Below are 26425 nucleotides of genomic sequence, written 5' to 3'. Positions count from 1 at the left end.
CGGAGTCTCCGCATGAAAACCATCGAATATTTCTATGCCGCCTATTCCGGATACGCCTATATCGGCTCGTCCCTCTTCCAGAAGATCGCCGCCAAGGCCGGAGCGAAAGTGGTGCACCGGCCGTTCTTCTTGCGCGATCTGGTGACGGCGCGCGGCAATGCTGAGCGGGTTCGCGATGAAACCTACACTGCTTACTGGTTTGGCAGGGAAATCGGCCGCTGGGCCGAATATCGCGAGGCCAGAATCATCAAGCGACGGCCGACCTATCATCATGAATCCTACGACATGGCAAACCGTATGTTGATCGCCTGTGGCGAGACAGGCGCGGCGACGGACCGGCTGGCGCATGGTTTTCTGGAAGCGCACTGGGCCGACGATGCGGATCTGTCGAACCGCGAGACGCTGTTTGCCATTGCCGCATCGGTGGGGCTCGACGGCCCGGCGCTTTTTGACGCCGCGGGGGCGGAGGAGATCGACGCACGGCACCGTGCCAATACCCAGGAAGCCATCGACCGGGGCTTCTTCGGCTCGCCCACCTATGTCGTCGACGGCGATCCGTTCTACGGCCAGGACCGGCTGGAATTGGTCGCACGTGCCCTGAAGAAGCCCTTCGCGAACGACTGGACCCTGCCGTCCTAAACCTTTTCAGGCGGAGGCAGGGCGGCGCTGATACTGCCTGATCGAGGCAAACATGGTCACGGCAAGTCCGATTCCCAGAACCCACCAGGCGGGCCGGATTCCGAGTTCGGGATCGAATTGCGACTGCAGCATCACCGAGAGCGGGACGTTATGTTTGAGCGAGATGACCACGCTCTCGCCGGTTCCGGTCAAGATGGCGGCGCCAACGGCTAAAAGCACGAGTCCGAGAATGCGCGGGTCACCCAAGCGCCAGCGCCAGACACGGTACAGCATCAGCCAGACGAACAGTCCGCTGAACAGGATCGGCTCGGTTACGTCGTTCTTGGACTGCAGGAAGAAGTGCACCAGAGCTAGCAGGCCGATCGGATAGACCAGCTTGTGCAGGAGCTGCCAGCGCTTGCCGCCGAGGCGCCGGATCATACCGTCCGTCGATGTCGCGGCAAGGGCGGCGAGGCCGAGCAGGGCGACGAAGCCGATGGTCAGATAGAAGCGCAGGACAATCTCGCTCGCGACCTTGATCAGATCCCAGGACTGCTGGCCCATATAGAGCAGCAGATGCAGTGCCACGGCGAGAAAGACGCTGACGCCAATCATCCGGCGTACCGCGATCAGGCCGCTCCAGCGCAGAACCCGGCGCAATGGTGTGACGGCAAGTGACGTCAGCAGGAAGACCACGGACCACCAGCCGATCCGGTGGATTGCCGCTTCCCAGGGACGAGGGCCGAGAGTACCGGTGACGCTGTCGAAAATAAGCAGCAGGGCCGGGGCGAGCAGGGCAAGGAAGACAGACAGCCTCAACGGGCAGATCCTTCCGGTCCTGCTTGTCCAGGGGAGGTATGCCGTAAGGAAATGGTTCAGTCCTGGGCTGCCGGTAACAACACTCATGCGGTACTTTTCCTTGCCTGCGCCGGAATATCAACGCTCCCGGTCAAGCTGGGCAGTTTCCGCCCGGCCGCAACCCACTATCCCGTGACTGCGGCGTGTTCGCAGGCGGCCTCAGAGAATACCGGGCAGGTTGAGACCGTGCTCCCTTGCGCAGTCCACGGCGATCTCATAGCCCGCATCGGCGTGCCGCATGACGCCGGTCGCCGGGTCGTTCCATAGCACCCGCTCCAGCCGCCGATCGGCATCCTCGGTGCCGTCGCAGACGATGACCATACCGGCATGCTGGGAGAAACCCATGCCGACGCCGCCGCCATGATGCAGCGAGACCCATGTGGCGCCTGAGGCCGTGTTCAGGAGAGCGTTCAGCAGCGGCCAGTCGGACACCGCATCGGAGCCGTCCTTCATCGCTTCGGTTTCGCGGTTCGGCGAGGCGACAGAGCCGCTGTCGAGATGGTCGCGGCCGATCACCACCGGGGCTTTCAGTTCGCCATTGCGGACCATTTCGTTGAAGGCGAGGCCGAGCCGGTGCCGGTCACCGAGGCCGACCCAGCAGATCCGCGCCGGAAGGCCCTGGAAGGAGATCCGCTCCCGCGCCATGTCGAGCCAGTTATGCAGATGCGTGTCGTCGGGCATCAGCTCCTTCACCTTGGCGTCGGTCTTGTAGATATCCTCCGGATCGCCGGAGAGAGCGACCCAGCGGAACGGGCCGACGCCGCGGCAGAACAGCGGACGGATATAGGCGGGCACGAAGCCGGGGAAGGCGAAGGCGTTCTCCAGCCCTTCTTCCAGCGCGACCTGACGGATGTTGTTGCCGTAATCGACGGTGGGAACGTCCCGTTCCGAGAAGGCGACCATCGCCGCGACATGGGTCTTCATCGAAGTGCGGGCGGCTTTCTCGACCGCTTTAGGATCGCTCTCCTGCTTCTCCCGCCATTCAGCAACGCTCCAGCCCTGCGGCAGATACCCGTGCACCGGATCATGGGCCGAAGTCTGGTCGGTGACGATGTCCGGGCGGATGCCGCGCCGCTCGATCTCCGGCACGATGTCGGCGGCATTGCCGAGCAGGCCGACGGATTTCGCCTCGCCTGCCGCTGTCCAGCGCTCGATCATCGCCAGTGCCTCATCGAGGCTGGTGGCCTTCTCGTCGACATAGCCGGTGCGCAGGCGGAAATCGATCCGGGTCTCGTCGCATTCAACGGCAAGGCAGCAGGCGCCCGCAAAGACGGCGGCGAGCGGCTGGGCACCGCCCATGCCACCAAGCCCGGCGGTCAGGATCCATTTACCCTTCAGGTCGCCGCCATAATGCTGGCGCCCGGCTTCGACGAAGGTCTCATAGGTGCCCTGCACGATGCCCTGGCTGCCGATATAGATCCAGGAGCCGGCCGTCATCTGGCCGTACATCATCAGGCCCTTGCGATCGAGCTCGTTGAAATGCTCCCAGGTGGCCCAGTGGGGGACAAGGTTGGAGTTGGCGATCAGCACGCGCGGGGCGTCCTTGTGCGTGCGGAAAACACCGACCGGGCGGCCGGACTGCACCAGCAAGGTCTCTTCCTCTTCCAGCGTCTTCAGGCTTGCGACGATCCGGTCGAAATCCTCCCAGGTCCGCGCGGCCCGGCCGATGCCGCCATAGACCACCAGCTCATGCGGGTTCTCGGCCACGTCCGGATGCAGATTGTTCATCAGCATTCGCATCGGAGCTTCAGTGGTCCAATGCTTGGCGCTCAGCTCCGGGCCGGTCGGCGGGAAGATGTCGCGGGCATTCTTGCGGGGATTTGTCATGGTTTCGGCTCCGGTTTAGTAGCGGGCGGAAAGGGTCATCAGCGGGCCGTGCTCGGTGGCCTCCGCGACGGTTTTGTCGAGGATGCGTTCGGCGACAGCTTCGATATCGACCGCGACCTCGCGATCCTCGGTCAGGGTTGGCGAGACGGTGCGGATGGTGGAAACCACGCGCTGCAGGGCTGCGCTGGTTTTCAGTGGAGCCCGGAATTCCACGCCCTGTGCAGCGCAGAGCAGCTCGACGGCGATGATCCGGGTCAGGTTGTCATTCATCCGCATCAGCCGCCGGGCGCCGTGCGCGGCCATGGAAACATGATCTTCCTGATTGGCGCTGGTCGGCGTCGAATCGGTCGAGCAGGGATTGGCGAGATGCTTGTTTTCGCTCATCAGCGCGGCGGTGGTGACCTCCGCGATCATCATGCCGGAATTCAGCCCCGGCTCGGGTGTCAGGAACGCCGGCAGGTCGAAGGACAGCACCGGATCGACCATCAACGCGATGCGACGCTGGGCGATGGCGCCGATCTCGGCGATGGCGATGGCCATCTGGTCAGCGGCGAAGCCGACCGGCTCTGCGTGGAAGTTGCCGCCGGAAATGATCTGGCCGTCCTCGACCAGCACCAACGGGTTGTCGGTCACCGCGTTGGCCTCGATTTCCAGCGTGCGGGCCGCATGGCGCATCATGTCGATGGCGGCGCCGGAGACCTGCGGGTGGCAACGAATGCAATAGGGGTCCTGCACACGGGTATCGCCGAGCACATGACTTTCTCGGATCTCCGATCCGTCCATCAGCGCCCGCATGGCGGCGGCGACGTCGATCTGACCGGGATGGCCGCGCAGGGCATGAATGGCGGGATGCAGGGGCGCGGTGGAGCCCATGATGGCGTCGGTGGAGAGGGCTGCCGCAACCACACCCGCCTCGACATTGCGCCAGGCATGGGACAGGGCGGCCAGCGCGTAGGCAGTGCAGAACTGGGTGCCGTTGATCAGCGCCAGCCCTTCCTTCGGGCCCAGCTCAATCGGCGCCAGCCCGGCGGAGTCCAGCGCTTCCTTGCCCGGCATGATCCGGCCTTTGTACTCGGCCTTGCCCTCGCCGATCAGCACAGCCGCCATGTGGGCGAGCGGGGCGAGGTCGCCTGAAGCGCCGACGGAACCCTGGCTCGGCACGATGGGTGTCACCCGGGCGCGCAACATTGCCTCGATCAGTTCGATCACTTCCCAGCGCACACCGGAGGCGCCGCGTCCGAGGGACAGCAGCTTCAGGATCATCATGGCCCGCACCACCTGCGTCTCCGTCGGCGTGCCGACACCTGCGCAGTGGGAGCGGATCAGGTTGCGCTGCAGGGTGGAGGTGTCTTCCGGTGCGATCCGCACGGTGGCGAGCTTGCCGAAGCCGGTATTGACGCCATAGACGGCCTCATCCCCGTTCGCCGCCTGGGCGACAAGCGCGGCGGCCGCATCGACAGCGGGTTTCGCCGCCCGGTCAAGCCGGAACCGGTGGCCCTGGCCGCGCAGGCCCTCCAGATCAAGCAGCGTGGTGCTGCCCGGCGTCAGGATGATGTCGCTCATGAAGTCCCCGCGAAAATGCGCTTGTTGAGAGGATTGAAACCGATGCGGTAGGCCAGCTCGGCCGGCTCGTTGACATTCCAGACGGCGAGATCGGCCCGCTTTCCGGCCTCGATGGTGCCGGCATCGTCAAGGCCAAGCGCCTGCGCGGCGATCCGGGTGGCGCCAGCCAGCGCTTCTTCCGGCGTCATCCGGAACAGCGTGCAGGCCATGTTCATAGTCAAAAGCAGTGAGGTCAGTGGCGAAGAGCCGGGATTGCAGTCGGTCGCGATCGCAATCGATACGCCCGCGTCACGCAGGGCCTGAACTGGAGGCAGCCGCGTCTCGCGCAATGTGTAGAAGGCACCGGGCAGCAGCACGGCAACGGTGCCGCTTTTGGCCATGGCAGCAATGCCGACAGCGCCGAGATATTCCAGATGGTCCGCCGACAGCGCGCCGTGTCGTGCGGCCAGTGCCGTGCCGCCGAGATCGGAAAGTTGCTCCGCGTGGAGCTTTACCGGCAATCCGAGTTCTTTTGCCCGTTTGAAAACCCGTTCGATCTGGGCCGGGCTGAAAGCGATGCCTTCGCAGAAACCGTCCACCGCATCGGCGAGACCTTCTTCTGCTGCTTTCGTCAGGGCAGGCAGGCAGATCTCGTCGATATAGGCATCCGCCCGGTCCTTGTATTCCGCCGGAACAGCGTGCGCGCCGAGGAAGCTCGTGCGGATCCGGATCGGCCGCTCTTGCCCGATCCGGCGGGCGGCGCGCAGCATGCGCAGCTCGGTCTCGATATCGAGGCCGTAGCCGGATTTGATTTCGATTGTGGCGACGCCTTCCGCCAGCAACGCATCGACGCGGGGCAGGGCATCGGCGACCAGATCGTCCTCGCTGGCCGCGCGGGTGGCCGTCACGGTGGAGACGATGCCGCCGCCGGCACGGGCAACTTCCTCGTAGCTGGCGCCTTCAAGGCGCAGTTCGAACTCGCGGGCCCGGTTGCCGCCGAAGACGATATGAGTGTGGCAATCCACCAGCGCGGGGGTGACCAGCCGCCCGCCAAGATCCTCGCGCGGCCAGTCCGCATAGCTGGCCGGAAGATCCGGTTCAGGACCGGCCCAGACGATTTTCTCGTCCCTCAGCGCGACGGCGCCGTTCTTCACCAGACCATAGGAAACGGTGCTGGGGAGCATGGTGGCGAGCGTGGTATTGCCGAGGATCTGCATGGCCGTCTGGTCCGAATAGAAGCTTGCCCGGAAGGCTGATTTGAATATTATGTCTATACATAATAAATGCTGTCAACAAGGAGACGCCACCGTGACGACGGTTTTCGCAGAGACACTTCTGATGGAAGACGGCTGGCAGCGGGATGCGCTGGTTACGATTGACGGCATTGGCCGTATCGGCTCTGTCCGGACTGGCGACGCTTCCGCCGCCGCTGGCGCGGACCATCGCGTGGCTGTGTTGCTGCCCGCGCCGGTGAACCTGCATTCGCATGCGTTCCAGCGGGCTATGGCGGGGCTGACGGAGGGCCGGGGACCCGATCCCAAAGACAGTTTCTGGACCTGGCGGCGGTTGATGTACCGCTTTCTGCAATCCCTGACACCGGCGCATGTCAGCGCTATCACGGCGCTGGTGCAGATGGAGATGCTGGAGGCGGGCTATGCCGGGTCGGTGGAGTTCCACTACCTGCATCATCAGGTCGACGGCACGCCCTATGCCGCTCTTGGCGAGATGAGCGAGCGTATTGTCGAGGCGGCGGCGGAGACGGGTGTCGGCCTTACTCTTGCGCCGGTGCTCTATCAGGTCGGCGGCTGTGACGGGCGCGCTCTCGGGCCGGGGCAGATCCGCTTCGGCAACGATCCGGACCGCTATGCGCGCTTGCTCGAAGAAGCGGAAGCGACGGTGGCAAAGCTGACATCGGATTGCGGTATCGCGGTCGCGCCACATTCTTTGCGCGCGGTGACGCGAGAGGCGCTTGCCGGGGCGGCGGCACTCCGTCCGGACCGGCCGATCCATATCCATGTCGCCGAGCAGGTGGCCGAAGTCGAGGAGGTCGAGGCCGCCTGGGGCGCCCGGCCAATGACCTGGCTCCTGGAAAACCACGCAGTCGATGAGCGCTGGTGCCTGATCCATGCCACCCAGATGGAGCCAACGGAGACCGAGGCGATGGCGAAAAGCGGTGCTGTCGCCGGGCTGTGCCCGATCACCGAATCCAGTCTTGGCGACGGGATCTTCGATGGTGTCCGGTATCGCGCGGCAGGCGGCAGTTTCGGTGTCGGGTCCGACTCGAACATCCGGATTTCTCTCAGTGAGGAGCTGCGGACGCTGGAATATTCCCAACGGTTGCGGGACAAGGGCCGCGCCGTTCTGGCCGAGCAGCAACGCTCTGCCGGGCGCGTGTTGTTCGAGGAAGCAGTGCGGGGCGGTGCTCAGGCAGCCGGGCGGGACAGCGGGGCGATTGCGCCGGGACGGGTTGCCGATCTGGTGGCTCTGGACGGAGCCGCGCTCGATATTGCCGGGAGGACCGGGGACCGCATTCTCGATACCTTCATTTTCGCCGGTGACGATCGCTGGGTCCGCGATGTCTGGTCCGCTGGACGGCATGTGGTAACAGACGGCCGGCATATCGCACGGGACCAGATCCGGGCCCGCTACCGTGAAGCACTCCGTGATCTGGAGGACGCACTCTGACACAGTCAGCGCTCAAGTCCTGGCAAGGTATTCAGGCAGAAATCAAACGCCGCATCGCCGACCGAGTCTGGCGGCCAGGCGAGCTCATCCCCGGCGAGACGGACCTTGCGGCGGAATTCGGCTGCGCCCGTGCGACGGTGAACCGGGCCTTGCAGGGGCTTGCCGATAGCGGCCTGCTGGAACGGAAGCGCAAGGCGGGAACCCGTGTCGCGCTCGACCCGGTGCGAAAGGCCACGCTGGAAATCCCGATCACCCGGATTGAGGTCGAAGCCGCGGGCTGCGCCTATCGCTTCGACATTCTGGAGTGCCGGCGCGCCCGCCTGCCCGAGTTGGCCGCCAAAGCGATGCATCTGGAGGGCGCTTTCGATGCGCTTCATATGCGGGGTCTGCACCGCGCGGATGAGCAGCCGTTTCTCTACGAAGATCGCTGGATCAATCTGGAGGCCGTGCCGGAATTCGCCGAAGCCGACTTCTCAGCCATCAGCCCGAACGAGTGGCTGGTCAGGAACCAGCCTTTCACCAGGGGCGATATCAGTTTTCTGGCGGAGGAGGCGTCCGTCGCACAGGCGGCCGCTCTTGGCACGCAGCAGGGGGCGGCTCTCTTTGCCATCGAACGCACGACCTGGAACGAGGCGGCGCCGATTACTTTTGTTCGCCTTGCCTACAGGCCAGGCTATCGGATGACGACGACCATCTAGCTGTCGTCTCCCCGTTTCGGCGCCGTCAATGGGAAGCGGATCTTGAAGGTCGTGCCGTTACCCGGCGATGATGTGCATTCGATCGTGCCCCCGAGAATCTGGGTCATCTGGTTGAAGACGATATGAAGCCCAAGGCCGGTTCCGCCACGCCCGCGAGCGGTCGTGAAAAACGGGTCGAAAATTTGCCGGACGATGTCTGCGTCCATCCCGCATCCGTCGTCACTGATCGTCAAGAGCGCATGGTTTCCGTCTTTTCGTGCGGACAAACGGATCGTGCCGTCGGCTCGGCCGTCAAACGCATGTATCAGCGCGTTCAGCACGATGTTCGTGACGGATTGGGATAGTGGCCCTGGGAACGAATCCACGGAGAGTCCGTCTTCGCAATCCAGAGACAATGTATGTCCGCTCTGGGCTATCCGGGGTTTGATGCTGGTCGCGATCTCACCGAGATAGTTCCCGAGCTCAAACTCTCTGCGGGAGTTGCTTGATTGGTCTGCAGAGACTTGCTTGAAGCTGCGAATGAGTTCCGCGGCCCTCAGGAGATTACTGGACGTGATCCCAGCGGTTTCCTCAAGATCGGAGAGCATCTGGTCGAGCTTCTGCCGGGTTACCCGGCCACCCGAGACGACATCGCGAATTTTTTTCGACAGATCAACGATATGAGAGCTCGCGGTAACTCCTATTCCGAGCGGAGTATTAATTTCATGGGCGACGCCGGCAACCAGGCCGCCGAGCGACGCCATCTTCTCCGACTGAATTAGTTCGGCCTCGGCGCGTTTCTGGTCGGTGATGTCAAAATGCCAGACAATCATGGCTTGCAACCCCTCGAACTCGATCGGGATGCCGTCCATAGAGACCCACCAATCCCTATTATCCAGGGTTGTTCGTTCCATCACGCAGTTTTCGAACGCTTCGCCTCTGGAAATGTGGCCCAGCAACATCTCTGCGTCGGCGTCGGACTTGTATGTGATTCTGAATTCAGTCGTTTCGATCGGGGCATTTGGATCGATATCGAACATTTCGAAGAAGCGCTGGTTTGCATAAAGCCGCTTTAGCGGTTTTTGCTGTACGACGGATATTCCGGCGAAGGAGCTGTCAAGAATGCGGCGAATCTTCCGCTCGCTCGTCTCAATGACTGCGCGGGATTCCCGCAAATTCTTTTCAGCCTGTTTGCGCTCGGCGACTTCCCTGATCAGGTCCTGGGTCCTTGCCGCAACCATCTCCTCGAGATGATCTTGGTGGTGGCGAAGTTCCGCTTCACGCTTGTCGACGGCGTCCGCCAGCGCGTTGAAGGAATTGCCGAGACTGCCCAATTCGTCAGCACGGTCGAGGGTGATCCGGGCATCGCTCCCACCCTCCCGGAGGTCGTTTGCGACCGAAACCATATGCTGCAGGCTTGCCGTCATGCCGCGGGCCATGAAGAAAGCGAACAACATGCCGATCGCAATTGCGGCGAGCGTGTACAGGATTCCATCTCTGGTGACGATTTCGAGGCTGCGGGCGACATCATCCCGCGAAATGGCCACCCTGGCCCAGGCGATATGTTGTCCATTGATCTTGACCGGCGCGGCGACATCTATCAGGCGATCGTTCTGATGGAGGACGAGAGTCGAGCGCTCAGAGACGAGAAGCCACAGGCTTTGCTCGTCCTGGAGGAACTGGCCGACATACTGCCGATCAGTGTGGCTTAGAACGCGCCCTTCCGGATTAATGATCATCGCATAGACGAGGCCAGGATACTTGGACTGGGACGTTACGACCTCTTCCAGTCCGAGGACATCGTTTGCCAGCACCCAGGAGGTGCTGTTCGCCGCCAGTGTCTCTGCGAGACTTCTGGTCTGGGAAACGCCCTGCTCTGCGAGAAAGGTCTGCTGACGGTTGACGAGATCGTAGACAAAAATGGTCATGAGCACAGCGTGCACGGCGAGGATGCCGAGCATGAGCTGGCGCCGGAGTGACGCTGTCCAAAGCCCTACGATGCGGCGCCATAAACGGTTGATCAAAAATCCGCCCCCTTGAAGGATCTTTATTTCACCGGACGGACAGCGCTGCTGAACGTCGCGACAAACTCAACGACGGGCCGGTAGGTCTCGTTGCTGGCTGCTTCAAATCGGGAGAGATCCATACGGGAAAGGATCTCTTTGCCTTCATCGTGGGTATGCAGGGCGAACAGCACCGCCGCGACCTTGTCGACGACGTCGCCCGGCACGTCCTCGCGGACGACCAGGCCATTGTTGGGAAGCGGGTCGGTCTCCCATTTCACCTCCAGGTTTTCCGCAAGCTCCGGGCGCTCCGCGGAGAGCAGCCACCATGGTGGCGGCCAAGTGGCACCGGCCACCGTATCGCCGAGAAACACATTCATGACAGAGGATTCCTGCGAGCCGACATAGCGGATGTCGATGTCCTTCATGACATCGAGGCCATGCGACTGAAGGTAATATTGAGGCATCATTGTTGCTGCCAGCGCGGTCGGGGCCGGAAAACTCACCGCCTTACCTTTCAGATCGCTGACATTTTCGATGCCGGAGTCTTTGCGGACAAGGATGATCCCCCTGAAGTTATCATCGTCGCCCATTTTCCCGAACACGCGGTAACCGTGGTTCAATGAATTGATCGTCTGGAACGGGTTCGGCAGGGAGAAGTGGAACTTTCCCTCATAGAGTTTCTGATCGTAGGCGGCGTAGTTTCTGGAAGCCTCAAGGCGGAACTGAATACCCGGTATCCGGTTTTCGAGGTGGCGCATCATTGGTCCGAAGATTTCATGCAGGCGCGCAGGATTGTGGAGTGGATGTATCCCGAAACTGTATGTCGTCTGCAGAGCGGAGCCAGCGGCTTTTTCGCCAAACTTTGGTGCAGTGGCTTTCGGCTCCGGATCGTCGCAAGCTGAAATTCCCATCGCCAGGAGGATAACTGCGGCGACACGAGCAAGCAGACAGGAACGCCCTTCTTTCGAAGCCTGCGCCTTTAACTTGCCGGTGACCTTCGTCGTGGACACGTCCCGCCCCTTTACCGGTTCATCTGTTTCGGATCCGATTAATCCTGAGGCTTATTTTAAGTGGTAAAAAAACAATAAACGATTAACGGCAGGTATCTGATTCGGAGTGTCAATCCATGGCATCGTGATCCGGGTCAGGGAGCAGTGCTTCGCTTCCGAATCTCTGTCAGGCTTTCGATGAGCCGGCCCGCTTCCTGTTCTGAGACCGTGTGCAAAAGCTCATTGACCCAACGCTCGTGTACGTCGGCCATCTCGGCGAAGACGGCTTCTCCCTTGTGGGTCAGCCTGACCAGTGTGGCCCGCTTGTCGCCCGGCACCGCCATCCGCTCCACTAGCCCGTCCTGTACCAGGCGTTCGACGATCCCCGTGACATTGCCATTCGAGACCATGAGTTTTTCGGAAAGGGCGCTCATTCGGAGACCGCTCTCGCTACGTTCCAGCACTGCGAGGATTTCGAACCGCGGCAGGGTTTGATCGTAGGAGACTCGCATTTCCTCACGCAGCGCGTTCTCGACCGAGCGCGTCGTTCGAAGGATGTTTAGCCAGAGCCGGAGCCGAGTCTTGCGTGTCTCTGCATTTTCCGCGAGACGTGTGCTTGGTGCTTGCGCCATTCGTGAATCTTAGGCTTTTGAATTAATTTCGCAGCAAAAAATTGAGTCTTAATTGAAACTGGCCGACGGTTGGTGCGTCTCCTAGGATCGCGTTTAGACGCTTTTCTGGTAGTTAACGTGAAATGGCGGCGCATGATTGCCGATTGGAACGATGCTTACGCGAACGGTCCGCACATTGCCGGAGCGGAGACTTATCCGCCGATGTGGCAACAGCGAGCCGCCGCATTCCGACATGAACTTGGAGACCGGGCAGAGCTCGACATTCCCTATGGAGAGGGCAGGCGGAACCTGTTCGATCTGTTCCGGCCTGTTGGTCCAGCGACCGGGCTTGCGCTGTTCGTTCATGGCGGCTACTGGCGGGCTTTCGACAAAAGTACCTGGTCGCACCTGGCGCGCGGCGCGGTCGAACGAGGCTGGACTGTTGCCATACCGAGCTACACCTTGGCGCCGGAAGCGCGCATTGCGGAAATAACGGGCGAGATTGCCCGCGCGATTGCGACGGCAGCAGAGCGCGTCGAAGGTCCCGTTCATCTTGCCGGTCACTCAGCCGGAGGCCATCTGGTCAGCCGCATGTTGTGCCGTAACGAGCCGTTGGCCGCCGGACTCCGGGCACGAATCAGGCAGGTCGTCTCGATCAGCGGGCTGCACGATCTGCGCCCGCTGCTGAACCTTGAAATGAATGCCGATCTGAAACTTGACGAAGCCGAGGCTGCTATGGAGAGCCCTGTCTTGCAATATCCAGTGCCCGATGCCCGCTTGACCTGCTGGGTCGGTTCCGGCGAGCGTCCGGAATTCATCCGGCAGAACGACCTTCTCGCCTCAATCTGGGGTGGGCTTGGCGCCGAGACGGCGGCGGTCCATGCAGACGGCAAACATCACTTCGACGTCATCGGGGATCTGGAGGATGCCACCTCTGATCTGACCCGATGCTTCACCAAAGGAGAATATTGATTAATGGCCGCTTTTCAGATGCAGCAGCACGTGCGCTTCCAGCATTGCGACCCCGCGGCGATGGTTTTCTATCCGCGCTATTTCGAAATGATCAATCTCACCGTCGAGGAGTGGTTCCGCACCGGGCTCGATTGGGGCTTCCACCAGATGCACGAGGTTGATGACCGGGGGATTCCAACGGCCAAAATTGCTGTTGATTTCAGTGCCCCCAGTAGGCTGGGCGATGTGCTGGACTGGAGCCTCGAAGTCAAGCGGATCGGGACATCGAGCCTCGATGTCGAGATCGTTGCAAGCTGTGACGGGGAGGTGAGGCTTACCTGCCGGTCAACCCTTGTTCAGTTCGTTAAAAGCACCGGCCGGCCGGTCGCCTGGGACGGGCCGATCCGGGACAGGATACGTGCGTTCGAAGGACAGGTTGCTGCCGATCAATAGTTTTTATGCGGGAGCTTTTGGCATGAATGCCAGCTTCAGGATGTCTTTTTATGCGCATTCTTTTACGTGAGGTTAACCATTCCGGGTAGATAGTATAGGAACCAATTGATACCGATATCCAAGCCTTGCGGGCCTGACGGAGAGAGTGATGAGTAACGTTGTGGAAAATCAGGAGTTCGCGATCCTCGTGGTCGACGACGCTCCTGAGAACGTCATGTTGCTCAGTCTTATCCTGAAAGATCTCGGCACTGTTTCCTCTGCCCTGAGCGGGCGTGAGGCTATCGACAAGGCCCTCGAAAACCCGCCGGACCTGATCCTGCTCGATATCCAGATGCCGGAGCTGGATGGGTACGACGTGATCAAGGCTTTGAAGAACGATCCCCGGACAGAAAATGTGCCGGTGATTTTCGTCACTGGCCTCTCCGATGATGGTGACGAGGAAAAAGGCCTGAAGCTCGGGGCGATCGATTACATCACCAAGCCGTACAAGCCGACCGTGGTCACAGCCCGGGTTCGGAATCATCTCAGACTGAGGGAATATGCGCTTCGTCTTGAACAGCTGAACGAGGAGCTGGAGCGCCTGGCGACAACGGACGCGCTGACATCGGCTTTCAACAGGCGCTATTTCATGTCCAAGCTGGAGGATGAAGTCGAGCGAGCGCGCCGTTACAAGCATCCATCCTCGTTGCTTATGATTGACGTCGATCACTTCAAACGCATCAACGATAGCTTTGGCCATGATGTTGGCGACACCGTCCTGATCCAGCTGGTCAAGCTTCTGGAAGGCCAAGTCCGGCAGCTTGATACGGTGGCGCGCATTGGCGGCGAGGAGTTCGCAGTTTTGCTGCCGGAGACGGGCAAAAAAGAAGCCATGGTTTCTGCGGAGCGTCTGCTTGGCGTCGTCCGGGCGGCGAGCATCGAAGCGGGTGGGAATAAGCTCCAGTTCACGATCAGTATCGGCTGTACCGAGTTCGGTGCTGATTGCCCAAAAGTGGAAGCTATCCTGAAAGCGGCGGACCTCGCTCTCTATGAAGCCAAGGAGAGCGGCCGGGACCGGGTTGTCGTTGGGGACGCCTCTGAATTGGTGTGAGTTGCATCGCGCATTTGCCCTCGCCTGACATTCCCTCTAAGTGATCTTTGCAAGACCGCGCGATTTCTTTCGCGGCGTGTACGCATGGTTTTGCTGAACCGAAAGGAAGTCATCCGATGGAATTCACCAATCCGAAAGGCGTCGTAGCGCCAGCTTCGCATTACTCCCAGCTTGTGACGGTGCCGGCTAACGCCCGCCGGGCGATTGCGTCGGGCCAGATCGGCATCGCTCCCGATGGAAGCATATGCGAAGGGCTGGAAGCCCAGACGGTCCAGGCTTTCGAGAACCTGTTCAAGGTTATCGAGGGCGCCGGTATGACCAAGACGGATATTGTGAAGATCGTGTTTTATTCCACGGTGCCGGGTTCGGTCGCGTCTTTCCGGGAGATTCGAGACCGGATGTTCGACGGACACGCTCCAGCCTGCACCTATCTGGAAATCTCCGCCCTGGCGACGCCCGACTTCCTTTGCGAGGTCGAGGGCGAGGCCGTCGCGCTCTGACGGGCGTGACGATCGGGGGACGATTGGGTGATTGACGACTTTCTGCTGCGGGCACTGGCGGCCGGGATCGGAGCGGCGCTCGCTGCCGGCCCGTTGGGCTGTTTCGTGGTCTGGCGCCGGCTTGCCTATTTTGGCGATACCATGGCCCATTCTGCGCTGCTCGGGCTGGCCCTCGGCTTCCTGATGAATATCGAGCCGGTGCTGGGGATCTTCGCCGTGACGGTTGCCGTGGCAGCGCTCCTGCTGTCGCTTGAGCGCTGGAGCACTGTGCCGACCGACACGCTTCTCGGCATTCTCTCGCACGGGGCATTGGCCATGGGGCTTGTCGCCATCGGGCTGATGAGTTGGCTCAGGGTCGATCTGATGGGCGTGCTGTTCGGTGACGTGCTGTCGGTCTCCATGCAAGACATCATGCTGATCTACGCTGTCGTTGCAGTGGTTCTGGTTTGCCTATGGCGGATCTGGGAGCCTTTGCTGGCAACCACCGTCAGCAGCGATCTGGCCCAGGCCGAGGGGCTGGGCGGCCGCCGGGCCAACCTGATTTTCACTCTGCTGCTTGCCCTGGTCATCGCGGTTGCGATCAAGGTCGTCGGCGTTTTGCTGATCACATCCCTGCTGATCCTGCCCGCCGCTGGGGCGCGGCGCTGGGCTACGAGCCCGGAGGCGATGGTCGCCGGAGCCGTCGCTATCGGCGTGTTCTCCGTGATGATCGGAATGCTGGGCTCGCTGGAGTTCGACACGCCGGCGGGGCCGTCAATCGTGCTTGTTGCCTTTGCCGTTTTCCTGGTCGGTCTGCCGCGTTGGCCGGGCAGGCTCTCATCGAGGGAATAGACGGCTTGGTCAGATCGGGCTTGAATTCAGATTTTGTTATGTTATAACATTTTTTGAATTCACCTATTGAGATCCCCCATGAGATATCTGTTTCTGAAGATCGGCGGCTTGTTGGCCGCCATTCTGCTTTCCGCCCTGCCTGCACGAGCCGAGCTTTCGGTCGTCACGTCGATTCCGCCGGTGCATAGCCTCGTTGCGAAGGTCATGGCGGGTGCCGGAGAGCCGCATCTCCTTCTTCGGAACGGGCAGTCGCCGCATGAATATGCACTGCGTCCCTCCGATGCCCGGGCGATAGAGAATGCCGACCTGATCATTCTGGTATCCCATAACATCGAGAGCTTTCTCGGGGCCGCGGTTGACCGCGATGCTGATTATGGTGACCGCGTTGTCGAATTGAGCGAAGCCAAAGGCGTCACGCATCTGAGCGTTCGCGAGGGCGCCTTGTGGGACTCTCCCGAGCATGGTGAGCACACCGAGCACGGGCATGATGAGGACGACAAGAGAGCCGAGGGGCACGCCGCGCACGACCATGGTGCTGACGATCCACATGTCTGGCTGAGTCCGTCCAACGCAAAGGCTTTTGTCGCCGCGATTGCAGCATCTCTTGCCGCGCGGGACCCGCATCGGGCCGGGCTCTACAATGCCAATGCGGCGGCGGCAATGTTGGATCTTGAGAAGCTTTCCGAAACCATCCGGCTGAAGCTCGCGCCGGTGCGTGACCGGCCGTTTCTCGTCTTCCACGATGCTTACCAGTATTTCGAAGCCGCGTTCGATTTGACGGCAGCCGGCGCGATCAGCCTCGGCACCGGCGCGCCTCCGGGGGCGGCACGGCTGCGGGCTCTCCGGCAACGGGTCGCTGATGGCGGCATCCGTTGTATCTTCAAGGAAGTGCAGTTCAGGCCACGCCTTGCAGAGGTTGTGGCGGAAGGCTCCGGGGCGAGACTCGGCACGCTTGATCCGGTCGGCAGCACCATCCCGTTCGGGCCGGACGCTTACAATGCTTTGATGCTTGGACTTGCGGACGGTTTCGAATCCTGCCTGAAGTGACATACTGCATCGGTTGAACTCAATCGAGAGGCTGGCCGTGATCAGTATCGAAGAGGCGCTCAGCGTCTGTCCTATCGTCGCAATTCTGCGTGGCCTGGAACCCGAGCGTGCGGAAGAGATCGGTCAGGCGCTGTTCGATGCCGGCATTCGTGTGATCGAGGTGCCGCTCAACTCACCTCAGCCTTTCGAGAGCATTGCCAGCCTGGCCCGTCTTCTCGGAGACCGGGCGGTGATCGGTGCCGGGACGGTGCTGACGGACGAGGATGTGCGTGCGGTCGCGGCGGCAGGCGGACGCCTTGTGGTGTCTCCCAACACGGACAGGCGGGTGATCGACGAGACGAAACGGTGCGGTTTGATCTCTATGCCGGGCTTCTTTACGCCGACGGAAGCGTTCCAGGCGCTGGCGGCGGGTGCGGATTATCTGAAGTTGTTCCCGGGAGATGCGATCGAGCCGAAAATCGTCGGCGCGCTGCGCGCCGTGCTGCCTCCGGACAGGGGGATCGTCGTCACCGGCGGCGTTGGGCTCGATAACATCGCGGATTTTTTCGCCGCCGGTGCCCGGGCGGTTGCCGTCGGCTCCTCGATCTTCAAACCGGGCAAGCCAGTGGACCGGATTGGCGCCGATGCTGCAGCCCTGATTGCCGCGTGGCGTGAGGGCATGCGGAAATGATGGAATAGGCCCATTTCGGAAACCGGACTTGTAACACAGCGGCGCTTGGGCAATGTCATAACCTCAACGCCAATTCACAAGCATGCCAAGCGGGAGCGAGCACATGCGGTATCTGCACACGATGGTTCGGATCAGCGACGTCGACGAGAGCCTGAAATTCTACTGCGACATTCTCGGCCTCAAGGAAGTTCATCGCTATGACAGCGAAAAAGGCCGTTTCACCAACATCTTCCTCTATGCGCCGGGCGACGAGGCAACGGCTGCCTCTGACAAACGCGCGCCGGTGATCGAGCTGACCCATAACTGGGATCCGGAAGAGTACACGACCGGCCGGGCCTGGGGTCATCTCGCTTTCCGCGTCGAGAATATCTACGAGACCTGCCAGAAAATTATGGATGCGGGTGTCACCATCAACCGCCCGCCGCGGGATGGTTACATGGCGTTCGTGAAGTCGCCGGACGGTATCTCAATCGAAATCCTGCAGGAAGGCGAGGCGCTGGCGCCGGCTGAGCCTTGGGCGTCTATGGCGAATACCGGCTCCTGGTAAGCCGCAATCGTCCTTGTATTGCTTCGTTCCGGCAGTGCTTTAGCCAGCGGCGTCTTCACCCTTGCGGCCAGGCCGTATGGTGATCGTCGATGACAAAGGCATGGCGGTGCCGGAACCTGCGATGCCGGTGCTTTTGCCCGGTCGGATCGATCGGCATGCGGTGCGCGGCCTCATGATGACCATCGTCTGAAATCGGGTGTTCGTGAACCATCTCCTCGTGCTCGTGCGCGAGTTCGGTCGGGTCATGCCTCGGCCAGAAATGCAGGGCGGCTGCGAGACCAGCCGCCGCACCGACAGAGAGTGTCGCGAAAGCCGCATCCATCCCGAAAGATGTCGCAACCCATCCGGCCAACGGATAAGCGACGAGCCAGCAGGCGTGCGAAAGCGCGAACTGGGCGGCGAACAGATCGGTTCTGTCTTCGGCATGGCAAGACTGCCTCAGCAGCAGTCCCGAGGGGGTCATCACCATGGATGTCCCGATACCGATAGCGCACCATGCAGCCAGCGCCTGAAGATATGTTTCCGCCGCGATGCCGGCGCAGAGCGATAGCGACAGGAGCAGGCCGCCCGCGAGCATGATTGGCCGCGCCGGCCGGTGCTCCAGCAGCCTCGGCAGGGTCAGGGCGACGACCATCGAGCCCAGACCGGCAGCCGCATAGAACAGCGTGACGTCCCGCTCGGAGCCGCCAAGCACATCCCGAACGAACACAACGGTATTGACGATCACCATGGACCCCGCCGCGGAAACCGCGAAGCTCAGCGCGAGCAGCCCGCGCAGCCGGGGCGTTTTGAGGTAGATCCAGCTGCCGCGAGACACCCGGGCACGGAAACTGCGTCGCATCGGGTCAGGTTTCTGTGCGGGTATCGATGCCGTGAGAATAAGGGCGGCGGAGGCAAGGAAGCCGAGCGCGTTGCCGGCAAAAAGACCGTGGAATGTCATGATCGACAGGAGCAGTCCCGCGATGAGCGGACTGGCCAGTTGCTCGAGATCATAAAGCAGCCGCGACAGGGAAAGTGCCCGCGTGTAATCGCGCTCCTCCGGAAGGAGGTCTGGGATCGTTGCCTGGAATGTCGGGGTAAAGGCGGCGGAACAGGCCTGGAAGAGAAAGATCAGCAGGTAGATCTGCCAGATTTCGGTCACGAACGGCAGCAGGATCACGAACCCCGCCCGGATAAGATCCAGCGTGACAAGAAAGGGTCCTCTGCGAAACCGGGAGGAGAGGGCCGCTCCGACAGGGCCGAGCACAACATAGGCGATCATCTTGATAGCGAGGGCGGTGCCGAGCACGAGCCCGGCATCCGGTCCGGCGATCTGGTAGGCGAGCAATCCGAGTGCGACCGTTGTCAGACCGCTGCCCAGCAAAGACAGCGCCTGCGCGAAGAAAAGATGCCTGTAGGCGGAATGGCTCAGAATACCGATCATATTCCCCCACTCGGATCGAGGTCAGTCAGGCGCAGTATAGCGCACAACCATGTCACGCAGGGTCACGATACCGACCATCTCACCATGGCGGATGACGAGCGCCCGGGTAAGTTTGAAGCGGTTCAATATGCGGATCGCGTATTTGATGTCCATGCCGACATCGACGGACAGCACCGGCTTCGACATGATTTCGTAGACACTGGTACGTTCCGGCGAGCGGTCCTTGCTGGCCACGTGTGCCGCGATATCGCCGACCGTGACGACGCCGTACTCGTCCATTTCGTCCCGCCGCTCAATGACGAGAGAGCTCACATTGTGCTCCCGCATCAGGTCGATGGCATTCCGCACTGTGGCGAGGCCGTCGATGACGTGAGGATCACCGCTCATCACGTCCTCGACCTTCACATAAGGATGGTGGCTCATATTTCTTCCTCGATCTCTTTTTCGATCTCTTTAATTTGCGAGGTTAGCCCTACGGCGTCCTCGATATCGATCTGGAAGGCGACACCGCTGCCAAGGTCTTCGTCGAACCGGCCGGCCCGGCCGATTTCTTCCAGAATATGACGGGACATATGTTCCTCGACCACCAGCAGAACGATGTCGCGCTGACCCTCAAGAGTGAGGCCAAGGAAGGTGGAGGAGGGTTTCAGGCCCTCGCCCCGGACATTGGTGATAACGGTGCTGCCGGTGCCGCCGCATTGTCGTGCGGTATCGACCACGATCTCGGTTTTAGCATCGCTTACCACGGCAACTATCAGCTTGAACTTCATGGCTGGCTCCCTGGCTGTGGGGGTGTTGTTTCGGAATTGGAAAGGTCGGCCTCACGCTTCTTGCGTCGTGCGGCCATCCAGGCGCCGGCCTGGGCATAACTCATCACGCTGAGCATCGGAAAGAGACTGGCGAGGGCGATCAGCCCGAACCCGTCCAGCACCGGATCCCGCCCCGGAACGGTCGAGGCCAGGCCGAGACCGAGAGCGGTGACCAGCGGGACGGTGACGGTGGACGTGGTGACGCCGCCGGAATCGTATGCCAGCGGGATGATCATGCGCGGCGCGTACAATGTCTGCAGGACAACGAGAGCGTAGCCGGCGATCATGTAGAGGTAGAGAGGCGTGCCGGTAATGATCCGGAAAGCGCCGACGGCAATACTGAGGGCGACGCCGACGGCAACGGCGATGCGCAGGCCTCGACCGTCGATGGTGCCGCCGCTGAGAACGCTGGCCTTGTTGGCGACGGCGATCAGGGACGGCTCGGCGATGGTCGTCGAAAATCCGATGGCCGCGGCAAACAGGTAGACCCAGTAATAGTCAGTCCAGTCGAGACTTGCGATATCCCGGCCGGGGGCGATGAAGGCGGGGTCGGTCAGCTGTGTCGCCATCAGCTCGCCTACCGGGAACAGCGCCTCCTCCAACCCGACCAGGAAGAGCGAGAGGCCGAGGATCACATAGACGAAACCAAGCAGCACCTGGCGGAGATGCGGAATGCTCTGGCGCAGGACGACCAGCTGGAAGAAGGCGAGGATCGCCGCGATCGGAAACACGTCTAGGAGCGTGCCGAGAAAAGCCTCGTAGAAGGCTGTGATCCATTCCATCGCCATACCTAGAACACCATCCCGAAAATAAGGACGAAGATCATCGGCGAGAGTGATGCAAAGGCGATCAGCCCGAAACCGTCGATTGCCGGATTGCGCCCCTTGATAACCGTTGCCAGTCCGACACCGAGCGCGGTGACCAGCGGCACGGTGACGGTGGAGGTGGTGACGCCGCCGGAATCGTAGGCGATGCCGATGATCTCTTCCGGCGCGATGACGGTCAGCGCCTGCACGACCACATAGCCGCCGATCATGATCCAGTGCAGCGGCCAGCCTTTCAGAATACGGAATACGCCGACCACGATGGCGATGCCGACCGAGGCCGCGACCGTATAACGGAGAGCGCGCGCGTAGGAACTCATGGCGTCCGGCGCATTGGCGATGAAGCCGCCTTCCGCCATGACCCGTGCGGCCTCGTCGCCGACCGCGATCAGAGACGGTTCGGCCACAGTGGTTCCGAAGCCAAGCCCGAAGGAAAACAGCAGAAGCCAGATCAAGCTGCCCTTGCGCGCGAGGGCGCCGGCAAGAAATTCGCCGATCGGAAACAAGGCCATCTCGAGGCCTTGCAGGAACAATGTCAGGCCGAGGACCACGACAACCAGGCCAGCCAAGGTTTGTCCGAGGTTGGGGAAGGGTTGCTGCAGGACGGCCAACTGGAAGAAGGCGACGACCAGCACGATCGGTAACACGTCGCGGGCGGTGCCGAGCAAAAGGGAGCCGAACGCGAGGAGTCGATTGACCATAAAGCGCAAGCTAACCTGTTGATCCGCTGACTTCCAGCCCTGCTGTCGCAATGGTGCGGGACAATTTTTGTGAGGCCTATGTCACAGCGGAGAGCGCTGGCTCGACATGTCTGTGAAAGCACATTGCAACGCCACGCAGGAGATAGACATGGCAGCCACCGGACCCGTGAACCTTTACGCCAACGCCGAGGCCATTCTCGGCAAGCTGGAAGCGGTAGAGGCGAGTATCGCCGAAACTGGATTCGACAAGCTGCTTCATCATCTGGTGAAGCTCCGTGCCTCGCAGATCAATCAGTGCGCATTCTGTGTGAAGATGCATATCGACGAGGCGCGCCAGGATGGTGAGACCCAGGACCGGATAGACCGTCTGATCGTCTGGCGGCATGTTGGGGTTTTCTCCGACGGGGAGAAGGCGGCGCTGGCCTGGACCGAGGCTCTGACAGTGCTCGATCCTGTGGCGGATCTTGGCCCCTTGCGGCAAGAGCTCCGGAAGCATTTTTCGGATAAGGATATTTCGACGCTGACCGCAATCATTGCCATGATCAATCTCTGGAACCGCATTCAGGTCTCGCAGCATTGATGACACAGAACGGGCATCACATTCGTGAGTTCGAGCAGGCGCGGCCGATGCTGATCGGCCTCGCCTACCGTCTGCTTGGCTCCCGCGCCGAAGCGGAAGATGTCGTGCAGGACACCTTCCTGGCCTGGAGCGGGACTGATCGTGATGTGATCGAGCAGCCTCGTGCCTGGCTGACGTCGGTTTGCACGCGGCGTTCTCTCGATGTGTTGAAATCGGCGCGGCGAAGCCGGACGGATTATGTCGGCTACTGGCTGCCGGAGCCGATGGCAACCGGGGAAAGCGCCACGCCGGAAACGGATCTCATGGTCAGCGAGAGCGTGACCATGGCCTTCCTGCTTGTGATGGAGAGGCTGACGCCGAAAGAGCGGGCGGCTTTCGTGCTGCACGATGTGTTCGCGATGGAGTATGCGGAAATCGCGGGGCAACTCGCGACCTCCGAGGCGGCCTGCCGCAAGCTGGTCTCCCGGGCGCGGGTCAATGTCAGGCAGGCGGGTAATACCAAGCCTGCCCCGAGGGATCTGCAGCAATGCCTGATCGATGCCTTCCAGACCGCGTTGCGGACTGGAGCTGCGGACGACCTCGCCGGGTTGCTGGCGCGCGACGCAATTTTGACAGCTGACAGCGGGGGCAAGGCGGTGTCAATTCTTGGGCCTGTCAAAGGGGCGGAACGGATACTCACCTTTGTTACCAGGGCGTTGCCGAAATTCTGGTCCGGCTATTCCATCACGGTGGCGGAGATCAATGCGCAGCTTGCCCTGATCGTCCGGGACGGCCCCGCCGCGCATGCTGTCGTGACATTCCGGGTGAATGCTGACCAGTGGATCTCGGAGATCATGGTCATGCGCAATCCAGACAAGCTGAGCGGCTTCGACCTCGCGGGCTGAATTTCCATAGATTCGCCGGAAGCCCATCGAAACATCATTAATTATCTAAAAATATACGCAATTTTAAGGAGTTGCAGGTATATGTCATAGAATTGGGTCTAAAACGTTTGGGGAATGCGGTATGGTTGTCGCGATGGAGACACAGCCTCGCCTTACCAAGACATACAGGTTGCTGGTCCGGGGAACCAATATCAACGAGACCTCCCTGCTTGCGACTGATTACCTGAACCATTTCAATGAAGTGGTGATGTTGCTTGAGCTCGTCCCGGATATGCCGGAGATGCTTGAGGATGTCGATGAATGGAAACCGGCGACCTATATCGAGCATTTCGCGGCTAGCGGATTCTCTGACAAGGAACTGGCGATCTGGGCTTATGAAAACGCTCCGCACGAATATACCCAGGCCTTCGAGGATCTGGTGGCATCGGCGAACGAACAGATCTTCGCGACAAGGGATTTGCTGAAGAAGCTGAACGGAGCGGTGCCCGAGGATGAGTTCCGAAATCAGACGATGGCGAAGGTGCGCGAGGTCAGACTGACGCTGGAGCAGATCTCCGGCGTGATTAACGGCGCAGTGCCGCGCTACGACCAGGCTGAGATCGACGACATCATGGACCAGGGCGCGATCGACAGCCTGTTTGATTGATGGCCATATCCCACACCTCACATTTTACCGGGCGGTGGCGCGGCGTTCTGGGCGTTGCCCTGATCGTCGGCGTCGCAGCCCTTTCGGTTGCTGCTCCGGCCGCTGCCTCGCCGCCGCCCGCCCTGTTTGAAACGGCGACGGGTGAGCCGCTGTCATTGGATCGCCTGGCGACAGATCTCGTGGACCGGCGCTTCGTGCTCCTTGGCGAGAAGCACGACAACCCGGAGCATCACCAAATCCAGGCCGAAATTCTCCGCCGGATGATCGCGGCCGGGCGCAAGCCAGCCCTGGTCTGGGAGATGATCGGGCGCGGCAAGCAGTCCGCGATTGATGATTTCCTGGAGGCGGGTGGTACCGATGCGGACGCGTTTGCGGATGCCGTCGGTTGGGCTGAGACCGGCTGGCCCGACTGGCAATTCTATCGGCCGATCGCGGCGCAGGCACTGGCAGCGGGTCTGCCGATAATCGCCGGTAATCTGGATTCAGAGACGGTCCGGGCCATCAGCCGGGACGATCTGGCGGAAACCGATCTCGGCAAGACACTCCGGCTGGACGAGCCCGTTCCGGAGCGGGTCATGGAGATGCTTCTGGATGCGGTTTATCGCGGCCATTGCGGGCTCATTCCCAAGACGAAGCTCTCTCCGATGGTCGCCGTGCAGATCGCCCGGGATGCCAGTCTGGCGGAGGCGATGGTGCGATCGGCGGTGATGGCCGATGGTGCTGTGCTGATCGCCGGAGGCCAGCATGCGCGCCGCGATACTGGCGCGGGTTTTCACCTTGAACAGCGGTTCGGCGGCAAAAACATAGCGTCAATTGGTCTGCTGGAAGGCGATCTGGAAATTGTCTGGGCCGGTGAGGAACATGCGGTTCCGGCCAGCAGGTTCGATTATGTCTGGTACACGGACCCGGCGCAGCCGGACAAGGATTACTGCGCGGATCTGGAAGCCCGGTTCAAAGCCTTCACCAAGAACTGACCGCGCACCAGTTCCCGGTGCGCGGCGCAGTTATCGTGGTCAGGCGTCTTACTTGCTGCTCTCGGCTTTGATGTAGGCGATGACGTTGTCGATATCGTCCTGCTTTTTCAGACCGACAAATGCCATTTTTGTGCCCTTGAGATATTTTTTCGGAGCCTTCAGAAACTCCGCAAGGCTGGCTTCATCCCATACCAAGCCTTCTGCGGCCTTGGCTTTCATTGCCTTGGAATATTTGAATTTTTCAACGCCTGCGGCGGAACGGCCCATGATGCCGACAAGATGCGGGCCGACCCGATTCTTTTCCTTGTCGACGACATGACAGGCTTTGCATTTCCGGAAGACTTTCTCGCCCTTCGCGGCATCGCCTTCGGCCAGTGCCGGGCTTACGGACAGGGCGAGGAGGACGGCAGTCATAGCGACTTTACGCAGCATTACTCTCTCCAAATTAGTCAGTCGTTCTAGGTCGACGATCTGTTGTTTTTACTTATACCGGGTTGCGAAGATCAGACACAGCCGCCGAACTGTCGCACCGGTTGTTGCACCAGGACAGCCTCTATAGAGGCCGCTCCAGTACAGTCATATGGTTGTCGAATGCCAATCCGGCAAATCGTTGGGTGTGGCCTTCTGTAACATGTGCGGAAGGGTCGGCTATGCGGGAGAGGAGTTTGCCGAAACCGGTGGAGAAGCGGAACCCGCCCGGATGAGGCCCGGCCGCAACACCGGCGCTGTCGCGCGCGCCGTTGAAAGACACCAGTTTGCCGTCCGGGATCGACCAGATGGCGATCCGGTCGCCGCGCGGGAAGGTGCTGGCGCCGAACTTGCCGCTCGCATCTATGGCGACGTCGGCGCAATACCCCTTGAGTCCCGCCGACTGGGTTTCAGGCGGATCGAATAAATCGCTCTTCCCATCACGCCCGATCAGACCGACAAGCGGCGGCGCATCGGAGACATCGCCCTGATACTGCATGCCGAACAGCACGGTGCCGTCAGGTCCGGTATCGAGGTGACGGATACTGTTCTTGTGCAGCTCCGTCGGCAGTTCGATTTTGCGGATGAAGCTGCCATCCCGAGCGTCGAGAAAGACCAGGCTGGGTTTCATGTCGGGGATGTTGAGCTTGGCACGGCCGCTGTCCGGGTGGGTCAGGATACCGCCATTGGCGATGACCATGGTCGTGCCGTCGGGCATCAGGCTGAGATCGTGCGGGCCGATACCGTGGCTGTTCCATTCGCCGACCCGCTCATAACGTGCGCCGACGGTCCAGATGCCGATGGCGCCCTTCGCATTGTCGAAGTCGTTCTCGGTGGTGAAGAGCAGGCGGCCGTCCGGGGAGAACCCGGCGTGACCGTAGAAATGGCGGCCTTCCGGCGCGTTCACCAGATCCTTCAAGGCGCCGGTCTCAAGGTCCGCGATCAGCATGAAGCGACCTGGTCGACGGGCCATATGGACCGCAGTCTTGCCGTCCGGTGAGATGGTCGTGGCGTGGCCACGGCCGGGCAGCGGCAACTCGAACGGAACCGAGCCGTTCTCGGTGAAGCCGACCAGGACGAAGCTTCCATCGGACTTCCGGGCGCAGGACATCAGCAGGAGGTCATCGGCCTGACCAGCGGTGAGCGGGGCGGAGACCAGGGACGTTGCCCCGGAGGCGACGAGGCCCGCAATCAGGGTTCTGCGTGTGATCATG

29 protein-coding genes are annotated in these 26425 nt (G+C 61.2%); 15 read left to right on the top strand and 14 right to left on the bottom strand.

What is annotated here, in order from left to right; genetic code table 11:
* Positions 1–12: 12 nt before the first annotated feature.
* Positions 13–639, top strand: coding sequence for a 2-hydroxychromene-2-carboxylate isomerase (locus VOI22_RS10740; protein WP_323796486.1), 627 nt, complete (start codon positions 13–15; stop codon positions 637–639).
* 6 nt (positions 640–645) lie between these two features.
* Here VOI22_RS10740 and VOI22_RS10735 read toward each other — a convergent pair whose 3' ends face one another.
* The 4 genes from VOI22_RS10735 to hutI all read right to left on the bottom strand — a co-directional run bounded on the left by VOI22_RS10735 (position 646) and on the right by hutI (position 6062).
* Positions 646–1524, bottom strand: a complete 879-nt coding sequence (locus VOI22_RS10735; RefSeq protein ID WP_323796485.1) for a protein-methionine-sulfoxide reductase heme-binding subunit MsrQ — start codon at positions 1522–1524, stop codon at positions 646–648.
* Between the two features lie 111 nt (positions 1525–1635).
* Positions 1636–3303 carry a urocanate hydratase gene (hutU, locus tag VOI22_RS10730; protein WP_323796484.1) on the bottom strand — a complete coding sequence of 556 codons (1668 nt, stop codon included), beginning with the start codon at positions 3301–3303 and terminating at the stop codon, positions 1636–1638.
* Between the two features lie 15 nt (positions 3304–3318).
* The gene (gene hutH, locus VOI22_RS10725; protein ID WP_416366181.1) at positions 3319–4866 is read right to left on the bottom strand and encodes a histidine ammonia-lyase; all 1548 of its coding nucleotides are present in this window, start codon (positions 4864–4866) and stop codon (positions 3319–3321) included.
* Positions 4863–6062, bottom strand: a complete 1200-nt coding sequence (hutI, locus tag VOI22_RS10720) for an imidazolonepropionase (protein ID WP_323796483.1) — start codon at positions 6060–6062, stop codon at positions 4863–4865. Before hutI ends, hutH begins: the two co-directional genes overlap by 4 nt.
* A gap of 91 nt (positions 6063–6153) precedes the next feature.
* On the opposite strand from hutI, the gene VOI22_RS10715 reads away from it, so the two are divergent.
* Together VOI22_RS10715 and VOI22_RS10710 are read left to right on the top strand one after the other, a co-directional pair.
* Positions 6154–7530, top strand: a complete 1377-nt coding sequence (locus VOI22_RS10715) for a formimidoylglutamate deiminase (RefSeq protein WP_323796482.1) — start codon at positions 6154–6156, stop codon at positions 7528–7530.
* Positions 7527–8228, top strand: a complete 702-nt coding sequence (locus tag VOI22_RS10710; protein WP_323797018.1) for a GntR family transcriptional regulator — start codon at positions 7527–7529, stop codon at positions 8226–8228. Before VOI22_RS10715 ends, VOI22_RS10710 begins: the two co-directional genes overlap by 4 nt.
* Here VOI22_RS10710 and VOI22_RS10705 read toward each other — a convergent pair.
* The 3 genes from VOI22_RS10705 to VOI22_RS10695 form a co-directional block, all read right to left on the bottom strand.
* Complete coding sequence (locus VOI22_RS10705; RefSeq protein ID WP_323796481.1) at positions 8225–10168, bottom strand: ATP-binding protein; 1944 nt, start codon at positions 10166–10168, stop codon at positions 8225–8227. The genes VOI22_RS10710 and VOI22_RS10705 overlap by 4 nt on opposite strands.
* An 86-nt stretch (positions 10169–10254) precedes the next feature.
* Positions 10255–11223, bottom strand: a complete 969-nt coding sequence (locus tag VOI22_RS10700; RefSeq protein ID WP_323796480.1) for a phosphate/phosphite/phosphonate ABC transporter substrate-binding protein — start codon at positions 11221–11223, stop codon at positions 10255–10257.
* Between the two features lie 134 nt (positions 11224–11357).
* Positions 11358–11834, bottom strand: coding sequence for a MarR family transcriptional regulator (locus tag VOI22_RS10695; protein ID WP_323796479.1), 477 nt, complete (start codon positions 11832–11834; stop codon positions 11358–11360).
* A 132-nt stretch (positions 11835–11966) separates the two neighbouring features.
* Between VOI22_RS10695 and VOI22_RS10690 the strand changes: the two genes are divergently transcribed.
* The 8 genes from VOI22_RS10690 (at position 11967) to VOI22_RS10655 (ending at position 17902) form a co-directional block, all read left to right on the top strand.
* Positions 11967–12785, top strand: a complete 819-nt coding sequence (locus tag VOI22_RS10690; RefSeq protein ID WP_323796478.1) for an alpha/beta hydrolase — start codon at positions 11967–11969, stop codon at positions 12783–12785.
* A 3-nt stretch (positions 12786–12788) separates the two neighbouring features.
* Entirely contained in the window at positions 12789–13217 is a 429-nt protein-coding gene (locus VOI22_RS10685; protein ID WP_323796477.1) for a thioesterase family protein, read from the top strand.
* Positions 13218–13365: 148 nt separating this feature from the next.
* A complete protein-coding gene (locus VOI22_RS10680; protein ID WP_323796476.1) occupies positions 13366–14307 on the top strand; it encodes a diguanylate cyclase in 942 nt (313 codons plus the stop codon).
* A 116-nt stretch (positions 14308–14423) separates the two neighbouring features.
* Positions 14424–14807, top strand: a complete 384-nt coding sequence (locus tag VOI22_RS10675) for a RidA family protein (RefSeq protein ID WP_028466384.1) — start codon at positions 14424–14426, stop codon at positions 14805–14807.
* 27 nt (positions 14808–14834) lie between these two features.
* Entirely contained in the window at positions 14835–15638 is an 804-nt protein-coding gene (locus tag VOI22_RS10670; RefSeq protein ID WP_323796475.1) for a metal ABC transporter permease, read from the top strand.
* Positions 15639–15716: 78 nt separating this feature from the next.
* Positions 15717–16685, top strand: coding sequence for a zinc ABC transporter substrate-binding protein (locus VOI22_RS10665; RefSeq protein ID WP_323796474.1), 969 nt, complete (start codon positions 15717–15719; stop codon positions 16683–16685).
* A 37-nt stretch (positions 16686–16722) separates the two neighbouring features.
* Positions 16723–17355 carry a 2-dehydro-3-deoxy-6-phosphogalactonate aldolase gene (locus tag VOI22_RS10660; protein ID WP_323796473.1) on the top strand — a complete coding sequence of 211 codons (633 nt, stop codon included), beginning with the start codon at positions 16723–16725 and terminating at the stop codon, positions 17353–17355.
* A gap of 103 nt (positions 17356–17458) precedes the next feature.
* Positions 17459–17902, top strand: a complete 444-nt coding sequence (locus VOI22_RS10655; protein WP_323796472.1) for a VOC family protein — start codon at positions 17459–17461, stop codon at positions 17900–17902.
* A 55-nt stretch (positions 17903–17957) separates the two neighbouring features.
* Here the strand turns inward: VOI22_RS10655 and VOI22_RS10650 are convergent, their stop codons facing one another.
* Genes VOI22_RS10650 through VOI22_RS10630 form a run of 5 tightly spaced genes read right to left on the bottom strand, consistent with a single transcriptional unit; the run spans position 17958 to position 21659 of the window.
* Positions 17958–19325, bottom strand: a complete 1368-nt coding sequence (locus VOI22_RS10650) for an MFS transporter (RefSeq protein WP_323796471.1) — start codon at positions 19323–19325, stop codon at positions 17958–17960.
* Positions 19326–19346: 21 nt separating this feature from the next.
* Complete coding sequence (locus VOI22_RS10645) at positions 19347–19748, bottom strand: CBS domain-containing protein (protein ID WP_323796470.1); 402 nt, start codon at positions 19746–19748, stop codon at positions 19347–19349.
* Positions 19745–20095 carry a P-II family nitrogen regulator gene (locus VOI22_RS10640; RefSeq protein ID WP_323796469.1) on the bottom strand — a complete coding sequence of 117 codons (351 nt, stop codon included), beginning with the start codon at positions 20093–20095 and terminating at the stop codon, positions 19745–19747. The genes VOI22_RS10645 and VOI22_RS10640 overlap by 4 nt, the downstream gene beginning before the upstream one ends.
* Entirely contained in the window at positions 20092–20922 is an 831-nt protein-coding gene (locus VOI22_RS10635; RefSeq protein WP_323796468.1) for a DUF1538 domain-containing protein, read from the bottom strand. Before VOI22_RS10635 ends, VOI22_RS10640 begins: the two co-directional genes overlap by 4 nt.
* A 2-nt stretch (positions 20923–20924) precedes the next feature.
* Positions 20925–21659, bottom strand: coding sequence for a DUF1538 domain-containing protein (locus VOI22_RS10630; protein WP_323796467.1), 735 nt, complete (start codon positions 21657–21659; stop codon positions 20925–20927).
* A 148-nt stretch (positions 21660–21807) separates the two neighbouring features.
* Here VOI22_RS10630 and VOI22_RS10625 point away from each other — a divergent pair, with 148 nt between their 5' ends.
* The 4 genes from VOI22_RS10625 (at position 21808) to VOI22_RS10610 (ending at position 24743) form a co-directional block, all read left to right on the top strand.
* Positions 21808–22239: a carboxymuconolactone decarboxylase family protein gene (locus VOI22_RS10625; RefSeq protein ID WP_323796466.1), complete on the top strand. Its 432-nt coding sequence runs from the start codon at positions 21808–21810 to the stop codon at positions 22237–22239.
* Complete coding sequence (sigJ, locus tag VOI22_RS10620; RefSeq protein WP_323796465.1) at positions 22239–23123, top strand: RNA polymerase sigma factor SigJ; 885 nt, start codon at positions 22239–22241, stop codon at positions 23121–23123. Before VOI22_RS10625 ends, sigJ begins: the two co-directional genes overlap by 1 nt.
* Before the next feature lie 121 nt (positions 23124–23244).
* Complete coding sequence (locus tag VOI22_RS10615; RefSeq protein WP_323796464.1) at positions 23245–23769, top strand: hypothetical protein; 525 nt, start codon at positions 23245–23247, stop codon at positions 23767–23769.
* On the top strand, positions 23769–24743 hold the full coding sequence (locus tag VOI22_RS10610) for a ChaN family lipoprotein (RefSeq protein WP_323796463.1): 975 nt from the start codon (positions 23769–23771) through the stop codon (positions 24741–24743). The genes VOI22_RS10615 and VOI22_RS10610 overlap by 1 nt, the downstream gene beginning before the upstream one ends.
* A gap of 48 nt (positions 24744–24791) precedes the next feature.
* Here the strand turns inward: VOI22_RS10610 and VOI22_RS10605 are convergent, their stop codons facing one another.
* On the bottom strand, positions 24792–25175 hold the full coding sequence (locus tag VOI22_RS10605) for a cytochrome c family protein (RefSeq protein WP_323796462.1): 384 nt from the start codon (positions 25173–25175) through the stop codon (positions 24792–24794).
* A gap of 121 nt (positions 25176–25296) precedes the next feature.
* Positions 25297–26424, bottom strand: a complete 1128-nt coding sequence (locus VOI22_RS10600) for a DUF1513 domain-containing protein (RefSeq protein WP_323796461.1) — start codon at positions 26422–26424, stop codon at positions 25297–25299.
* Position 26425: the final 1 nt, after the last annotated feature.

Origin of the sequence: Nisaea sp. (assembly GCF_034670185.1) — a bacterium.
Lineage (GTDB): Bacteria > Pseudomonadota > Alphaproteobacteria > Thalassobaculales > Thalassobaculaceae > Nisaea.
Note: the sequence above shows the minus strand (reverse complement) of the source record. Positions and strands in the feature narration are given on the sequence as shown.

Excerpts from the sequence above, each read along its gene's own strand:
- hutH (WP_416366181.1), bottom strand. The coding sequence starts at position 4,866 with ATGAGCGACATCATCCTGACGCCGGGCAGCACCACGCTGCTTGATCTG.
- VOI22_RS10630 (WP_323796467.1), bottom strand. The coding sequence starts at position 21,659 with ATGGTCAATCGACTCCTCGCGTTCGGCTCCCTTTTGCTCGGCACCGCC.
- hutI (WP_323796483.1), bottom strand. The coding sequence starts at position 6,062 with ATGCAGATCCTCGGCAATACCACGCTCGCCACCATGCTCCCCAGCACC.
- VOI22_RS10685 (WP_323796477.1), top strand. The coding sequence starts at position 12,789 with ATGGCCGCTTTTCAGATGCAGCAGCACGTGCGCTTCCAGCATTGCGAC.
- VOI22_RS10610 (WP_323796463.1), top strand. The coding sequence starts at position 23,769 with ATGGCCATATCCCACACCTCACATTTTACCGGGCGGTGGCGCGGCGTT.
- VOI22_RS10705 (WP_323796481.1), bottom strand. The coding sequence starts at position 10,168 with ATGCTCGGCATCCTCGCCGTGCACGCTGTGCTCATGACCATTTTTGTC.
- VOI22_RS10645 (WP_323796470.1), bottom strand. The coding sequence starts at position 19,748 with ATGAGCCACCATCCTTATGTGAAGGTCGAGGACGTGATGAGCGGTGAT.
- VOI22_RS10675 (WP_028466384.1), top strand. The coding sequence starts at position 14,424 with ATGGAATTCACCAATCCGAAAGGCGTCGTAGCGCCAGCTTCGCATTAC.
- VOI22_RS10665 (WP_323796474.1), top strand. The coding sequence starts at position 15,717 with ATGAGATATCTGTTTCTGAAGATCGGCGGCTTGTTGGCCGCCATTCTG.
- VOI22_RS10695 (WP_323796479.1), bottom strand. The coding sequence starts at position 11,834 with ATGGCGCAAGCACCAAGCACACGTCTCGCGGAAAATGCAGAGACACGC.
- VOI22_RS10635 (WP_323796468.1), bottom strand. The coding sequence starts at position 20,922 with ATGGCGATGGAATGGATCACAGCCTTCTACGAGGCTTTTCTCGGCACG.
- VOI22_RS10600 (WP_323796461.1), bottom strand. The coding sequence starts at position 26,424 with ATGATCACACGCAGAACCCTGATTGCGGGCCTCGTCGCCTCCGGGGCA.
- VOI22_RS10615 (WP_323796464.1), top strand. The coding sequence starts at position 23,245 with ATGGTTGTCGCGATGGAGACACAGCCTCGCCTTACCAAGACATACAGG.
- sigJ (WP_323796465.1), top strand. The coding sequence starts at position 22,239 with ATGACACAGAACGGGCATCACATTCGTGAGTTCGAGCAGGCGCGGCCG.
- VOI22_RS10655 (WP_323796472.1), top strand. The coding sequence starts at position 17,459 with ATGCGGTATCTGCACACGATGGTTCGGATCAGCGACGTCGACGAGAGC.
- VOI22_RS10735 (WP_323796485.1), bottom strand. The coding sequence starts at position 1,524 with ATGAGTGTTGTTACCGGCAGCCCAGGACTGAACCATTTCCTTACGGCA.
- VOI22_RS10650 (WP_323796471.1), bottom strand. The coding sequence starts at position 19,325 with ATGATCGGTATTCTGAGCCATTCCGCCTACAGGCATCTTTTCTTCGCG.
- VOI22_RS10605 (WP_323796462.1), bottom strand. The coding sequence starts at position 25,175 with ATGCTGCGTAAAGTCGCTATGACTGCCGTCCTCCTCGCCCTGTCCGTA.
- VOI22_RS10625 (WP_323796466.1), top strand. The coding sequence starts at position 21,808 with ATGGCAGCCACCGGACCCGTGAACCTTTACGCCAACGCCGAGGCCATT.
- VOI22_RS10680 (WP_323796476.1), top strand. The coding sequence starts at position 13,366 with ATGAGTAACGTTGTGGAAAATCAGGAGTTCGCGATCCTCGTGGTCGAC.
- VOI22_RS10640 (WP_323796469.1), bottom strand. The coding sequence starts at position 20,095 with ATGAAGTTCAAGCTGATAGTTGCCGTGGTAAGCGATGCTAAAACCGAG.
- hutU (WP_323796484.1), bottom strand. The coding sequence starts at position 3,303 with ATGACAAATCCCCGCAAGAATGCCCGCGACATCTTCCCGCCGACCGGC.
- VOI22_RS10740 (WP_323796486.1), top strand. The coding sequence starts at position 13 with ATGAAAACCATCGAATATTTCTATGCCGCCTATTCCGGATACGCCTAT.
- VOI22_RS10690 (WP_323796478.1), top strand. The coding sequence starts at position 11,967 with ATGATTGCCGATTGGAACGATGCTTACGCGAACGGTCCGCACATTGCC.